The organism is Novosphingobium sp. JCM 18896, from assembly GCF_025938095.1.
Classification (GTDB): domain Bacteria; phylum Pseudomonadota; class Alphaproteobacteria; order Sphingomonadales; family Sphingomonadaceae; genus Novosphingobium.
Window position 1 is genome coordinate 532,002 of record NZ_JAPCZF010000003.1, and the last position, 14,294, is coordinate 546,295.

The 14,294-nt window shown below is 65.7% G+C and carries 12 protein-coding genes; 5 read left to right on the top strand and 7 right to left on the bottom strand.

Annotated elements, in window-relative coordinates; all coding sequences use genetic code 11:
- Positions 1 to 339: 339 nt before the first annotated feature.
- The 6 genes from OLX23_RS12925 to OLX23_RS12950 form a co-directional block, all read right to left on the bottom strand.
- Complete coding sequence (locus tag OLX23_RS12925; protein ID WP_264445405.1) at positions 340 to 2,292, bottom strand: putative bifunctional diguanylate cyclase/phosphodiesterase; 1,953 nt, start codon at positions 2,290 to 2,292, stop codon at positions 340 to 342.
- Positions 2,293 to 2,415: 123 nt separating this feature from the next.
- Positions 2,416 to 3,357, bottom strand: coding sequence for a Coq4 family protein (locus tag OLX23_RS12930; protein WP_264445406.1), 942 nt, complete (start codon positions 3,355 to 3,357; stop codon positions 2,416 to 2,418).
- A gap of 86 nt (positions 3,358 to 3,443) precedes the next feature.
- Complete coding sequence (locus OLX23_RS12935; RefSeq protein ID WP_264445407.1) at positions 3,444 to 3,707, bottom strand: hypothetical protein; 264 nt, start codon at positions 3,705 to 3,707, stop codon at positions 3,444 to 3,446.
- 198 nt (positions 3,708 to 3,905) lie between these two features.
- On the bottom strand, positions 3,906 to 5,069 hold the full coding sequence (locus OLX23_RS12940; RefSeq protein WP_264445408.1) for a cell wall hydrolase: 1,164 nt from the start codon (positions 5,067 to 5,069) through the stop codon (positions 3,906 to 3,908).
- A 217-nt stretch (positions 5,070 to 5,286) separates the two neighbouring features.
- Positions 5,287 to 5,448, bottom strand: coding sequence for a hypothetical protein (locus OLX23_RS12945; RefSeq protein ID WP_264445409.1), 162 nt, complete (start codon positions 5,446 to 5,448; stop codon positions 5,287 to 5,289).
- A 177-nt stretch (positions 5,449 to 5,625) separates the two neighbouring features.
- Positions 5,626 to 6,369 (bottom strand): hypothetical protein, encoded by a 744-nt coding sequence (locus tag OLX23_RS12950; protein ID WP_264445410.1) that lies wholly within the window; start codon positions 6,367 to 6,369, stop codon positions 5,626 to 5,628.
- 360 nt (positions 6,370 to 6,729) lie between these two features.
- Between OLX23_RS12950 and uvrA the strand changes: the two genes are divergently transcribed.
- The 5 genes from uvrA (at position 6,730) to OLX23_RS12975 (ending at position 13,516) form a co-directional block, all read left to right on the top strand.
- Entirely contained in the window at positions 6,730 to 9,654 is a 2,925-nt protein-coding gene (gene uvrA, locus OLX23_RS12955) for an excinuclease ABC subunit UvrA (RefSeq protein WP_264445411.1), read from the top strand.
- A 248-nt stretch (positions 9,655 to 9,902) separates the two neighbouring features.
- Positions 9,903 to 11,297, top strand: a complete 1,395-nt coding sequence (locus OLX23_RS12960; protein ID WP_264445412.1) for a hypothetical protein — start codon at positions 9,903 to 9,905, stop codon at positions 11,295 to 11,297.
- Between the two features lie 287 nt (positions 11,298 to 11,584).
- A complete protein-coding gene (locus OLX23_RS12965) occupies positions 11,585 to 12,028 on the top strand; it encodes a CHRD domain-containing protein (protein WP_264445413.1) in 444 nt (147 codons plus the stop codon).
- Between the two features lie 290 nt (positions 12,029 to 12,318).
- Positions 12,319 to 12,477: a hypothetical protein gene (locus OLX23_RS12970; RefSeq protein WP_264445414.1), complete on the top strand. Its 159-nt coding sequence runs from the start codon at positions 12,319 to 12,321 to the stop codon at positions 12,475 to 12,477.
- Between the two features lie 88 nt (positions 12,478 to 12,565).
- Positions 12,566 to 13,516, top strand: a complete 951-nt coding sequence (locus OLX23_RS12975) for a hypothetical protein (RefSeq protein ID WP_264445415.1) — start codon at positions 12,566 to 12,568, stop codon at positions 13,514 to 13,516.
- 134 nt (positions 13,517 to 13,650) lie between these two features.
- On the opposite strand, the gene OLX23_RS12980 is transcribed toward OLX23_RS12975, so the two are convergent.
- Positions 13,651 to 14,070: a nuclear transport factor 2 family protein gene (locus tag OLX23_RS12980; RefSeq protein ID WP_264445416.1), complete on the bottom strand. Its 420-nt coding sequence runs from the start codon at positions 14,068 to 14,070 to the stop codon at positions 13,651 to 13,653.
- Positions 14,071 to 14,294 lie beyond the last annotated feature (224 nt).

Consider the following 14,294-nt stretch of genomic DNA (forward strand, 5'->3'; position numbering starts at 1 on the left):
TCCTTCAGTCGGGGCGACATGCAGCGGGCATAGGCGCCTGCATGCCCCTCTCGAAGGCAGGCGCCGGAGGTTTCGAGAGGTGCCCTATGCGCGTGTCGTGCGCTTTGCAACCGCTAAAAGGCCGCAAATCGAGGAATTCCGAAGGTTTATCATATAATGGTTCGCAATAGCAATAGATGCTAAGGAAGCCTAGTTTTGGCCGTCGTCTCGCCGTTGCTGGGCACCGGTCCGTCGAGGGTGGTGCCGGCATGGCAACGCGCGTTCAACGGCGCGTCATATGGATCGCCGAGCGTATGTCGCTTGGGGGACAGGGAAGGCCCCGGGGCCGTCGGGTATCGTTCAGGCGCGCTTGCGGATCTTCGCCGCGGTCTTCTCGCGCTCCTTGGCGAGGAGCATGGCCGCGAGATAGTCGGGCACCGGGCGGCTGAAGTAGTAGCCCTGTCCGAGCGTGCAGCCGGCCTCGGAAACGGCGCGGACCTGTTCGATCGTCTCGAGGCCCTCGGCGACGATCTCCATGCCCAGGGTCTGGCCCATGCCCGAGACGGCGCGGATGATCGCGTCGCTCTTCTTGCCTTGGTTGATGCCCGAGATGAAGCTGCGATCGACCTTGATCTTCGAGAACGGATACTTGTTGAGATAGCCGAGCGACGAATAGCCGGTGCCGAAATCGTCGAGCGCGAAGCGGACGCCCGCTTCGGCCAGCTCGTTGATGAAGGTCTCGGTGTTCTGGCTGTGATCGAGCAGCACGGTCTCGGTGATCTCGAGTTCGAGCCGCGAGGGATCGAGGCGGGCTTCGCGCAGCGCCGAGAGGATCGCCATGGCGGCGCCGGGCGCCTTGATCTGCAGCGGTGAGAGGTTGACCGCGATGGTCACGTCCTCGGGCCACTGCGCCGCGGCCTTGGCGGCCTGCGCGGTGATCCAGTTGCCCAGGGTGATGATCGCACCGGTTTCCTCGGCCACCGGGATGAATTCGTCGGGGCGCAGTTCGCCCTTTTCGGGGTGGAACCAGCGGACCAGCGCCTCGAAGCTGCGGATCCGGCCGGATTCGAGATCGATCAGCGGCTGGAAGAAGATCGACAGTTCGTCGCGCTGGAGGGCGAGCCGTAGTTCGCTCTCGATCTCGCGGCGGCGCACCAGGTTGCGCGTCATCGACGGGTCGAAGAAGGTGACCTGCTGGCGACCGTTGACCTTCGAGCGATAGAGCGCGAGGTCGGCGCCCTGCATCAGCGTGTCGAAGTCCTGGCCGTCTTCGGGATAGAGCGCGATGCCCATCGAGGCAGCGATCTCGAGCCGGTCGCCATCGATGCGGATCGGGCGGCCGATCTCTTCCATCATCCGCTTGGCGAGCAGTTCGGTCTGGTTGCGATCGCCGGTTTCGCAGGCGACGATGAATTCGTCGCCGCCGAAGCGGGCGACCGTGGCATTGGCCGGCGCGGCCGCCTTGAGGCGGCTGGCGACTTCGGCGAGCAGTTTGTCGCCGGTCTGGTGGCCGAGCGAGTCGTTGACTTCCTTGAACCGGTCGAGATCCATCCAGAACAGCGCGAAGGTCCGCGTCGGATCGAGCGTGGGCATGCGATCGAGCAGGTGGTGGTTGAGGCCGGCGCGGTTGAGCAGGCCGGTGACCACGTCCGAACGCGCGAGCACCTGCATCTTCTCCGCCAGTCGCGAGCTGGTCTCGGCGGCGGCGATTGAGTTGCGCAGCGATCGATAGACGTTGAGCGCGATCGAGATGACCGAGGGAATGTGCAGCAGCGTCGCGACGCCGAGCAACTGGATCAGCGGTTCGTCGCTGGTAAGCTGCGCCACGCTCAGCGGGGCCAGGACCAGCAGCAGCTGGCCGAGCGCGATGACCGGCCGGCCGGCGTTGCGCGGGGCGATCGCCGTGGCATAGCTGACCGCGAAGGCGACGATCACCATCTGGGCTTCGAACAGGACGTTGTGCGCGGTGGCGAGTGCCGCCAGCGCACCGACCGCACCGGCATAGGCGAAGGCGCCAAGTTCGAAATGCAATTCGAGCGAATGGGCGCTCGCGCGCTTGAAGCGCTTTGCCGCCACGAGAACGATCGTGCGAACCACGGCGATGATGGCCACGCACCAGGCGGTGACCTTCATCGCGAAATCGCCGGTCGCCAAGGCCGCAGCCAGGCAAACGACGCTGCCGCAGATGGCGCCGATGACCAGGCTCAGAGGGTTCGAATAGAGCGAAGCGACCAGAGTCTTGCGGACCTGCTGGTCGATCGAGCTTTTCACCCCGAGGCCGGAAAAGAGAGCGCGGGCACGAAGAATGGGCATTTCCCTGCTAGTTCCGCTCTCGGCGATAACCACAAATGGTTAACAACGACTTAGAAACCGGCACGGCACCTATCGTGCAGATGCGAAGCGGCCTGGGAAGCGTCTGGCAGTAATCTGCCGCGCCTAGTCAGCCTGCTTTGCCATGAACGCGTAGGCATCGATTCCCTCCGCGCGCCAGATATCGTGACATTGCCGATATCGATGGGGCTCGGGGACGTTGAACATCTTTCGCACCGCTTCGAGCGGCATCGCAAACAGCTCCTGGATCGGCTGCTCGACGATCCGCGGGCACTGCTTGCCGTTACGACGCGCCTCGAGCAGCGCGCGGACCAGCGGTGCCTGCGTCTTCATCTTGACCTTCATCATCGTGTTGCCCGCCCAGGCCAGGAACAGGTTCCCGGGGCACGGCCGCTGATCATAGGTAAAGGCGAGCACGCATTGTTCGCCGAGCAGGTCACGGCCGTAGCCGGTCATGATGTGCACGAGATCGTGGAAGTCGCGCAGCCGGTCGATGTACCAGGCGACGCCGTCGCCGAACGCGCGCTGGTCCTTGTCGCGCGCGCTCGTCGCCTCGACCATGCCCGCCGCCGACAGGCCCTCGCGCTCCATGAAATCGCAATAGGCGTGCGCGAAGCTGCCCTTGGGCGTGCGGCGCAAGGCGGCATGATCGTCGAGGAAATCGGGCAGATAGGGCTCGGCCTGGAAAATCGCGCGGCCGCGCTCGGTGGACAGGAAGGCGCTCGCCTCGTCGCTCAGCTTGCGCCACGGCAGCGCATCGACGATCGCGACGATCTGCTCGGTCTGCTCCTTGTCCTTGATCAGGATGCGGAAGTGATGCCAGGCCTTGGCGAAGCGGAACACCGCCTTCGGCCTGTCGGGATGGCAGATCGGGAAGAGGTCGACGCCGCCGGCATGGCTGCGCGTGAGCATGTCGGGCCGCAGCAGGTCGGGGAGCAGTGTCCCGCCTTCGCGGTTGTCGGCGTCACCCAGCAGAAACGGCTGCTCGCCATCCCCGACGGCGACGCCTTGCGCGATCATGTCCGATGACGTGGTGGCCGATCCCATGGGGGGAAACCCTGCACCATGGTTAATTTCGCGTCAATCATCCGAAGGTCGAAGTCGATCGGACTTCGGACCCGGGGCGCGGCCGGTCAGTTGCTCGCTTCGCGGCGAACGCGAACCGCATCGGCCATACGGCGGTCGAGCATGCGGCAGATGCCGAGCCACCAGTGATACTGTTCGCGATCACCGGCGAAGAAGGCGATTTCGGCGTTCTCGCGCGCGGCTTCGGCGGCGCCGAGGCCATGGGCGGCGAAGTGATGGAGCGCGGCGCGCAACATCCGGTCGTCGCTGGGGGTGCGGGCGTTGTCGTTGGCCGCTGGCAGAAGCTCTGCGCGACCCAGGACGTGGTCCACGCAGCTATCCCCGCGACGGGCGGCTGCGAAACGGATGGTCATTACGGCACGAACTCCGGAAAACTCTTGCAGCCGTTCTAGGAGCTTACCGCCTAAGCCTTGGTTTTGGCCTATGGTTGCCAAAGCGTTTGCCATATTGTTCGGGGGCCTGGCGGGGCGAAGCGAGCGCGCGGCGCGACGGGCCGTGAGATCGCGCGATCAGGTGCCCGGCTGGGCGATCCAGCTGCCGCTCTGCTGATATTCGGGAAGCACGCCGGTAGAGCCGGGCAGGTCGCCGCGATAGAGCGCGTCGCCGCCACGGCGCTGGAGTTCCGCCGAATAGATCGGCGTCGGTGCCGCCTTGGTTGCGGCGCTGAGCGTGCCGCCCGGCAGGTAGGCGTTGCTCTGCGCGGCCTTGAGCCCGGCGTCGTAGGCGCGCTGGATCGCGACCGGATCGGGTACTGCCTCGGCCGTCGCCGGCGTCGTCGCGTGCGCATGCGGCGCGGCCACCGGCTCGCCGCCGAGATAGGTGAAGCGGAAGGTCGCAGGCGCGCCGGCCGCACCGCCGAAGCGATAGAACCGGTGCGCGCCGATCGTGCCGAGATAGTTGAGGCTGGGGGCCCAATAGGGATGCACGGCGACCGTATGGTAATGCGTCGCCAGGCCCACCGGCGCATAGACGAAGCCCGACAGCGCCGCGCGGGCGACGTTCTCGGCGCGCTGCCAGAACATGCGGTTGGGCACGCGCGCCAGGGCACCGTCGCAGGTGAACGAGAACTGGCAGCCGGTGCTGCGCTCGGATCCCTGGAAGACGACGCCGCAGACGGTCTTGGGATAGGACGGGTGCGCGACGCGGTTGAGTACGACCTGCGCGACTGCGCGCTGGCCGGCGTCGGGCTCGCTCGCCGCCTCGTAATAGATCGCTGCGGTCAGGCACTGCAGCGCGCGGCTGCGGTCGACGCCGCTGTTGTCGATGCGCATCGCGCGCGCCGCGGGCCCCACGGCCACTTCGGTCGGCGCCGGTTCGGCGTCGGAATGAATACCTTCGCCCAGCGCCCGGGGCGCGGGATCGTTGGCCAGGTAGTAGAAGGCGGCGCCGGGGAAGCTGTCGCCGGGCCGCTCGAAGGGCATCGGCGCGACCTGGGCTTCGCTGCTATCGGCAGCGGCGATGTCGCCGACCCAGCTCGCCGGGCTCCATTCGGGCGGCGCGGCGAAGGCGGGCAGCGCGACTGCGGCCAGCAGGACCAGCGCGCGCCGGCCGTAATGGCGCGGCGCCTTGGTCTTGCGCAGGCTGTGCACCCGCGAACGCCGCAGTCGCGCGGAGAAATCGCGCGGGGCGTAGTCTCCGGTGAGCAGGGTATCGGGGGCGGAAATCGCGGTCATCGGCCTCGCTGTCGCTACGCGCATCCTGCCCGTACCGTGTCGTGCCGCGCTTCGCAGCCGGCGAATCCAGGCCGTACCGAAGCGGCACAGCTCCGCCGCATAGACTTAATAGTTTAAGGAACCGGTCGCGGCGCTCGCCACCGGCGCGCCGACGACAAAAGAAACCCCTCCGCCGCCGGAGCGGGGAGGGGTGCGACCCGACGACCGGTAAGGGTCGTCAGAGATCGGGGAAAAGTCTGGTCTTGTGCGGCTCGCTCGACTCCAGGCCCATCGCCTTGCGCATCTTGCGATGCAGGTCGAACAGCAGGGAGCCGGTGACGAAATCGCCATCGCGGCCGAACGTGCGGCGGCGATAGGGTGCAAGCTTGCCTAGGGACATCGTCTCACTCCTGGTTCGTCGCTGCGACCCCTTCTCGGCGCGGGCGGGGGGTGGGGTGGGGATGCGCCGGAGAAGGGGCCGTCGCTTGTGTAACGTCGGGCCGCGGCAAGGGTTCCGCGGAACCGCACGCCGGGCCTCGGTCAGTCTCAGGAGGTGAACGCCGCGCCGATGATAGGATCAGTTGGCGATCTTGATCCGAATGGAATCGAATAGTCTGTCCGCAGCAGGTTTCCCTGTCGCGGTCGCCGGAAGATTTGCCTTTTCGCTCAGATTGTCATCGGGCTGCGTCGCGCCGCTATCCGTTGCTTGCTCCGCGGTCTTGGTGGAGGTCGGGATCGCTTGAACCTGTCCCGCGTCGATTGCCTTGTTCACCAGTTCGAGGATCGAGCCTGGGGAGCAGATCATTTGATTTTCTCTCAGGTAGAGCACCGCCGTGGTATAGGCGAGATCGTCCTGGGTGAGTTCCATCGCCTTCCCGGCGTGCTCGACCTGTGCGGCGAGCACGAGCCTGCGGACGCTGTCCACGTTCTTGGCGCCGAACAGGTAGCGCTGCTCGTAGATTTCGAAGCCGGCATTGGCCGCTGTGGTGAATAAGGCCAGCGCGGTGAGACCATCGCTGTCGACCTTCTCGCCGTTGTTCGCGAGCAGTACGATGCCGCCGGCCAGGGCCGTAATCGGCGCGAAGGCGTCGCGCCAGACATTGAGCTGGCGCTGCCGGTCGGCCTTGGCCTCGATATAGGCGCCGCAGGCCACGTTGATGAGTTCGAAGCCAGTCCGCATGAAACGGCGCTGGATTTCGGTCGAGGGAGGTCGATCGATGTCGCGGGGGTAGGCGGCTTCCGCTGCCAATTTGAACTGGCTATAAATGCCCGGCGCGGCTGGTGCTCGCGTGATCAGTGGGTCGCCTGCTCGCGACACCACTTGCGGCCGTCCCTGTCCCGCGCATCCCGCTAGCAAAGCTGCCGCGACTGTCAGCGAAATCAAACTCGAGCTTCGTTGCATGTCTGCCCCCTTGGTTGCCCACGGCGAAGACAAAGTGAAATCGCCGGCAAGAAAAAGCCGGTTTGGATCGAAAACCGATCGAATGGCCGGATTGCCGTGGCTAGTCGGTGCATTTCGGATGTTTCGTGCGTCGCTTCCGCCCGACGACCGCCTTGCTCGTTCGGGACAAGCCTGGCCCATTGCATCCCATCAGGCGCGATCCCACATCCGCTCCAAGGGCCGGGGCGGCAGTCGCGCACCACTTGCCTCGATCGAACAAATCTGGAACAAACCGCTCCCATGAGTCTGACCCACATCACCGTGCGCGGCGCGCGCGAGCACAATCTCAAGGGCATCGACGTCTCGCTGCCGCGCGAGAAGCTGATCGTCATCACCGGGCTCTCGGGCTCGGGCAAGTCGAGCCTCGCGTTCGACACGATCTATGCCGAGGGACAGCGCCGCTACGTCGAGAGCCTCAGCGCCTATGCGCGCCAGTTCCTCGAGATGATGCAGAAGCCCGACGTTGAGCATATCGACGGGCTCTCGCCCGCGATCTCGATCGAGCAGAAGACCACGAGCCGCAATCCACGCTCGACCGTGGCGACGGTGACCGAGATCTACGACTATATGCGCCTGCTCTGGGCGCGCGTGGGCGTGCCCTATTCGCCAGCCACGGGCCTGCCGATCGAGGCGCAAACCGTGTCGAACATGGTCGACCGCGTCATGGCGCTGCCCGAGGGAACGCGGCTCTATCTGCTCGCGCCCGTGGTGCGCCAGCGCAAGGGCGAGTACCGCAAGGAACTGCTCGAGTGGCAGAAGGCCGGCTACACGCGCGTGCGCATCGACGGCGAGATGTACGAGATCGACGCGGCGCCTGCGCTCGACAAGAAGTACAAGCATGACATCGAGGTGGTGATCGACCGCCTCGCCGTGCGCGAGGGTATCGAGACGCGGCTGGCCGACAGCTTCGAGCAGGCGCTCAAGCTGGCCGAGGGGCTGGCCTATGTCGATCTGGCCGACGGCGTCGTGCCGGGGCGCGAGGACGAGGCCGGGCAACTCGGCAAGGCGATGAAGGGGGCGGGCCTGCCGCCCAACCGCATCGTCTTCTCCGAAAAGTTCGCCTGCCCGGTTTCGGGCTTCACGCTCGAATCGGTCGAGCCGCGGCTGTTCTCGTTCAACGCGCCGATGGGCGCCTGCCCGGCCTGCGACGGCCTCGGCGAGAAGCTTTTGTTCGATCCGCAGCTCGTCGTCCCGAACGAGGCGCTGACCCTGAAGCAGGGCGCGATCGTGCCCTGGGCCAAGTCGAACCCGCCGAGCCCCTATTACATGCAGGTGCTGTCGAGCCTGGCCAAGGCCTACGGCTTCGACCTGACCACGCCCTGGCAGGACCTGTCGGGCGAAGTGCGGCTGATCATCCTCCACGGCACCGGCGGCAAGAAGGTCCCGCTGACCTTCGTCGACGGCAAGAAGAGCTACACGGTCGACAAGGCCTTCGAAGGCGTGATCGGCAATCTCAACCGCCGCCTGCTGCAGACCGAGAGCGCCTGGATGCGCGAGGAGCTGGGCAAGTACCAGACCGCGCAGCCCTGCGAGACCTGCGACGGCAAGCGCCTCAAGCCCGAAGCGCTGTCGGTCAAGGTCGCGGGCGAGGACATCGCCTATGGCACGCGGCTGTCGGTCGCCGATGCCTACGTCTGGTTCGCCGGGCTCGAAGCGAAGCTCACCCCGACACAGCAGCAGATCGCCAAGGCCATCCTCAAGGAGATCAACGAACGCCTAGGCTTCCTCAACAATGTCGGGCTCGACTACCTGAACCTCGACCGTACTTCGGGTACGCTGTCGGGCGGCGAGAGCCAGCGCATCCGCCTCGCCAGCCAGATCGGCTCGGGCCTGTCGGGCGTGCTCTACGTGCTCGACGAGCCGTCGATCGGCCTGCACCAGCGCGACAACGACCGGCTGCTCGAAACGCTCAAGCGACTGCGCGATCTCGGCAACACGGTGATCGTCGTCGAGCATGACGAGGACGCGATCCGCATGGCCGACCACGTCGTCGACCTTGGCCCCGGCGCCGGCGTCCACGGCGGCGAGATCGTCGCCGAAGGCACGCTCGACGACATCCTGGGCAACCCGAACAGCCTGACCGGCCAGTACCTGACCGGCGCACGGCGGATCGAGGTTCCCGAGAAGCGCCGCAAGGGCAACAAGAAGAAGATCACGGTCGAGGGCGCGCGCGCCAACAACCTCAAGAACGTGACCGCGAGCATCCCGCTCGGCACCTTCTGCTGCGTCACCGGCGTCTCGGGCTCGGGCAAGTCGAGCTTCACGATCGACACGCTCTATGCCGGCGCCGCGCGCACCTTGAACGGCGCGCGTGTGATCGCGGGCGCGCACGACCGCATCACCGGGCTCGAGCACTGCGACAAGGTCATCGAGATCGACCAGTCGCCGATCGGCCGCACCCCGCGCTCGAACCCGGCGACCTACACCGGCGCCTTCACCCAGATCCGCGACTGGTTCGCGGGCCTGCCCGAAAGCCTGGCGCGCGGCTACAAGCCCGGGCGCTTCAGCTTCAACGTCAAGGGCGGCCGCTGCGAGGTCTGCCAGGGTGACGGCCTGATTAAGATCGAGATGCACTTCCTGCCCGACGTCTACGTCACCTGCGAGGAGTGCCACGGCAAGCGCTACAACCGCGAAACCTTGGAAGTGAAGTTCAAGGGCCACTCGATCGCCGACGTGCTCGACATGACGGTCGAGGATGCCGAGGAGTTCTTCAAGGCCGTGCCGCCGATCCGCGACAAGATGGCCATGCTCAACGAGGTGGGGCTGGGCTACGTCAAAGTCGGCCAGCAGGCGACGACCCTATCGGGCGGCGAGGCGCAGCGCGTGAAGCTCGCCAAGGAGCTCAGCCGGCGCTCGACCGGGCAGACGCTCTACATCCTCGACGAGCCGACCACGGGCCTCCACTTCGAGGACGTGCGCAAGCTGCTCGAAGTGCTGCACCGGCTGGTCGACCAGGGCAATTCTGTGGTGGTGATCGAGCACAACCTCGACGTCATCAAGACCGCCGACTGGCTGGTCGACCTCGGCCCAGAGGGCGGCGTGCGCGGCGGCGAGATCGTCGCCGAGGGCACCCCCGAACAGGTCGCGGCCAACCCGCGCTCGTTCACCGGGCACTACCTGGCGCCGCTGCTCGAGCGCGCCAAGGAAAGCGTCGCGGCGGAGTAGAGGCAAGATCCTCCCCGGCACGGGGAGGGGGACCAGCCGCAGGCTGGTGGAGGGGGCTCGCCTCCAACCGCCGGGTTTGCCGACAGCCCCCTCCACCACGCCGCTTCGCGTCGCGGTCCCCCTCCCCGTGCCGGGGAGGATAGTCCTCACTATCCCTCTTGCCTCGCCCACACCGATTGCGCATCCTCGCGGCCGATAACGACGAGCGGATAACCGCAGGCGTTCGCCACCGCAGGGAGAGCATCGCCGTGACCACAAGCCCCATCACCCGCCGTTCCGTGCTCGCCGCACTCGGCGCCACCAGTGCCGCCGGCCTCGCGCCCAATCTCGCCCGTGCCGCCCAGGCCACGCGCCCCTGGCTCGCCACGCCGGCGCAGCTCCAGGCCGAAGCGATCCTGCGCCAACTGCTGCAGGACCCCGCGCTCAAGGCGCTGCAGGCGACGATCCGCGCCAAGCTCGCCGCGAGCCCACGCGCCCAGGCGCTGCCCGACGCCGCGCGGCTGGTCGACTACGCGCTCGCGCAATGGACCAACTCGCTGATCTTCGGCGAGCTCGACAAGGACCTCGCGCGCCCGGCTTTCCTCTGGGGCACCGACGACACACCGCGCGAATGGAACGGCTACAAGCTCGGCGGCGTCGGCACCTCGGGCGATAATCCCGATGCGATATATCGCACTGCGGCGATCGAGGGTGGCGGCCGCTACGAAATCCTTGGCCAGTACCATCCCGACAGCCGCCCGCTGCAGGTGCTGATCGAGATCCACACCTCGGACAAGGCGCGGCCCAGCACGATGATGACGCCGACCGCGCGCGGCGGCACCAAGGCACCCGATCCGCAGGCGCAGTCGCAGATCAACCAGGATGCCTTCGTCGTCGATGCCCAGGGCCGCTTCCGCATCACCCTGGCGAGCGACGCCGGCGCCGGCTGGGCGAGCCCCAACCATCTGGTCATCCCGGCGTCGGGGCCGGTGGCGATCGGCGTGCGCGACATCCTGTCCGACTGGAAGCAGCGCGCCGCGGGGCTGACCGTGCGGCGGCTCGATCCGGTGCCCGAGGCCCCCGCCTTCGGCCTCGGCCAGGTCCGCGAACTCGCGCTGCGCGATCTCGATGGCTATGTCGATTTCTGGTCGAAATTCCCCGACATCTGGTTCGGCGGGCTCGGCCCGAACAAGCACTCGGCGCCGCAGCAGCGCCCGGGCGGCTGGGGCTTCGTCGCCGGGCTCAACTTCCACCTCGCCCCCGACGAGGCGATGCTGGTCACCACCACGACGGGCGGCGCCAGGTACACGGGCTTCCAGCTCAACGACCCCTGGATGATCGCGCCCGATGCGCGCCTGCATCAGGTCAGCCTCAACGGCAGCCAGGTGACACCCAAAGCCGACGGCAGCGTCACCTATGTGATCGCGCCGAAGGACCCGGGCGCGGCCAACTGGCTCGATACGGCAGGGCTGCTCGACGGCATCGGCATCCTGCGCTGGCAGGCCATCCCGGCCGACCTCAAGGGCGACGGCCTGATCCGCGAGGTCAAGGTGATCAAGGCTGGCGAGGTCGCCGCGATTGCCGGCCTGCCCAGGCTCACCCCCGCACAGCGCCGCCGGCAATTGGCGGCACGCAAGCCCGATTACGAGACGCGCGTGCGCTAAGCGCGGGACGGAGCGGAAGAGAAATCCTCCCCGGTACGGGGAGGGGGACCAGCCGCAGGCTGGTGGAGGGGGCTCTCGATCGAGCGCGTCCTCGCCAACCTTGCCTTTGGCCGATAGCCCCCTCCACCACGCCGCTACGCGTCGCGGTCCCCCTCCCCGTGCCGGGGAGGATGAACCGTCCAGAACCCCCGGAACCCAATTCCCACCGCGACGTTAGATCGACAGGCCGGCGCGTTCCCCTGGACCCCACCCCGCAGCGCCGGCCACCTCACGCGCGAAAGACCCCGATGCCCGCACCCTTCGTCCCGCTCGCCGCTGCCGGCGTGCTGCTCGCCGTTCTGGCGTCGCCTGCCATCGCCGCGAGCGACCCGCCCGTCGCCGCGCCGATCGCCGCGCGGCTCAGCGGCGGCGAGGAGGTCCCGCCTGCTGACACCGACGGCACGGGCAGCTTCGCGGGACGGTTCAACGATACGCTCGACCAGCTCTGCTACGTCCTCACCGTCGAGCGCCTGGCCCACCCCACCGCCGCGCATATCCACGCGGGCGCGGCCGGCGAGAACGGCCCGCCGGTGGTGACCCTGCGCGCGCCGACCGCGGGTACGACCGGAGCCTGCGCCACCCTGACCGCCGAACTCGCGATCAAGCTGAGCCAGCATCCCGAGCGCTACTATGTGAACGTCCACGACACGGCCCACCCGAACGGCGCGGTGCGCGGGCAACTGGGGCGATAGCCGGTTAGGGGACAAAAAATACCCCGCGACGGGCGGGGGAAGTCAGGGGTCCCTCTTGAGATTTGTTGGCCGGTGTTCCCGCACCGGCGCGCCGATTTTAGCCAGTTGTGGTCATTTGCGCACATTGAAAAATGCCAATGTGGTGGATGACGGCGCGGAGTGCTTCGGGATAGCCGTGATCCCTAGCGCCTATCGGTCTTGACCGGCGGAGCGGCAAATTTGGTCGCGGGGTTCCGAGAAATGACTGGATGCGAGCTTTCCAAGCTAAACCGGTTCGATATCATGGTTCCATGGGTTGGATTGTCGAAGCCATCGTGAACCTGATCTGGGATGAGTGGATTTATCGAACCTATCAGCGGCATGGCATGGCCTTGGCTATTGTTGCAGCGATTGCACCAATGTTTCTCCTAGCTACTTTGATCGGCTTGGCGATTTTGCTCCTGCTGTAGACCTGAACGCACATGAAGTCGTGGGGTGCGGACTTGCAGGTTTTGGAGAGATGACTGGCGATAGCTGACGCTACGGTGAGAAAGCTATTTGGCAGAGACCGCCCGAATAGCGGACATCCCGCATACGCGCGCTTCGACGGGTGTACAGCGTTTCCTTAAAGGCGCTGCAAGTCTATGTATTCGCGCCATGGACCGGAATGAGATTGTTCAGCGGCGGGAAGCGTTCCGCAGCCTTGCGCGATGCTACGCTGATTGTGCGACCAGATGGCTAGACGATGCTGATGAGCGCTCCGCGATCTACGCAGCTCTGGACCTGCGCTTTGCCCTTGAGGCGCTGGCCTATGATCTAGCCTCTGACTATTTGGAAGAACTGGGCGATCCCGCCGCTCTTGAGTGGCAAGCCCCCAAACTTATCGAGCGCCTGATCGGGATCGATCCCTACGCCGGCAGCACTGTTTACTTAAGTAAGGTGGACCCGGAAACGGGGGAGAAAATCACGGTCGCGTCGGACGTTCGCATGGACCTTAAGAAGCTAAAAATCCGCTATCAGAAGTTAAACTCTGCGCTTCATGCGCCGACGATTGCCAAGGTTGAAAGTGGCAAACCGCGTAGCATGGACAACCTACGCCACGAGTGCCGGAACATTCTCAAAATCGTTGAAAAGGTTTTGGGCTCTCAGATGATGACGGGCGGTGTGATACATCACCAGATGTTCGTAATGAACTGCGCTTGCGGAACCGTTGTCAAGAGGCGAACTGACCCTCTTTTCTTCCATAGAGACGACCCGTCTAAGGGTTCCGCAGCCATTACTGTTCGATGCTGGAAATGCAAAAACTCAGTGCAGATTTCATTGAGTGGCGATAATTACGAAGTTTCACCGAATGTATTTGGTTTCGATTGCCCCCATGAAGGTTGCGGTAAAGAAAATTCTATATGGGAAAAGGACTTGGCGGACGGGTTCGAGATGGATTGCGCGCATTGCGGCAGCAGCATCCTCATGTCCGCAGCCCTCCGTCCAGTGGTAGCCGAAATTCGGTAAACGCCCGTGCTAGACCGTATCGAGGCGAGGTGAGAGAGGTCAAACTCGCGGCAACGGACCACCGACGTTGGTTTTTTCGATGACAGTTCCGGGCTGCCGACTGCAATGGTCGAGTGGCTGCAATGTCCGCGAATTCAGCCCCCCGGAACCAGTGCCGCCTTGATCGTCCCCACCGCCTCGAACACCCGCCGGGCGAACTTCCACCCGTCACTCGTCCGCACCAGCGTGTCGGCGTAGATCCCGCAATATTCGACGCTCTCGTCACGTCCCTTGAGCTTGCCGACCTCGCGGATGCCGGAGCGCGCCGTGGCCGTGTCGCCATTGACCTCGATCAGCGCGGGCGCATTGTGCTGGAGCACCCATTCGAGATCGGCCGAGAGCTGGGCGAGCGCCGCGCGGATCGCATCGTGGCCCGCGAAGCGCAGGCCGAGGTGCGGGATCTCCCAGACGCCATCTTCGGTGAACAGCGCGAGTACCGGGTCCCAGTCGCCGCGGCCGGTCAGCAGCGAATAGGCGGTGATCACCCGCTGCACCTGATAGTCGTCTTCGGGCATGTCGGGTCTCGCTCTCCGGTCTTGCGTTTTCCTACTCATGCCAAATCTGCGAGACCAAGGCTCGCGCGAAATCGCCGGGACCTTTCATGCCGCTGCTTGTCGACAAGTCTCTGATCACACGGGCTTTCCCGGCCATCGGTCGCGACTCTGCGAAAGAATTTCCCATGCGCGACACGCGTGAGCTTCGTGAAGTTCGCGCACCCGCATCGCCCGCTTTACAAGCC

Bases quoted from the DNA above. Each gene is read 5' to 3' on its own strand.
- OLX23_RS12925 (WP_264445405.1), bottom strand. From the start codon at position 2,292: ATGCCCATTCTTCGTGCCCGCGCTCTCTTTTCCGGCCTCGGGGTGAAA.
- OLX23_RS12930 (WP_264445406.1), bottom strand. From the start codon at position 3,357: ATGGGATCGGCCACCACGTCATCGGACATGATCGCGCAAGGCGTCGCC.
- OLX23_RS12940 (WP_264445408.1), bottom strand. From the start codon at position 5,069: ATGACCGCGATTTCCGCCCCCGATACCCTGCTCACCGGAGACTACGCC.
- OLX23_RS12945 (WP_264445409.1), bottom strand. From the start codon at position 5,448: ATGTCCCTAGGCAAGCTTGCACCCTATCGCCGCCGCACGTTCGGCCGC.
- uvrA (WP_264445411.1), top strand. From the start codon at position 6,730: ATGAGTCTGACCCACATCACCGTGCGCGGCGCGCGCGAGCACAATCTC.
- OLX23_RS12965 (WP_264445413.1), top strand. From the start codon at position 11,585: ATGCCCGCACCCTTCGTCCCGCTCGCCGCTGCCGGCGTGCTGCTCGCC.
- OLX23_RS12970 (WP_264445414.1), top strand. From the start codon at position 12,319: ATGGGTTGGATTGTCGAAGCCATCGTGAACCTGATCTGGGATGAGTGG.
- OLX23_RS12980 (WP_264445416.1), bottom strand. From the start codon at position 14,070: ATGCCCGAAGACGACTATCAGGTGCAGCGGGTGATCACCGCCTATTCG.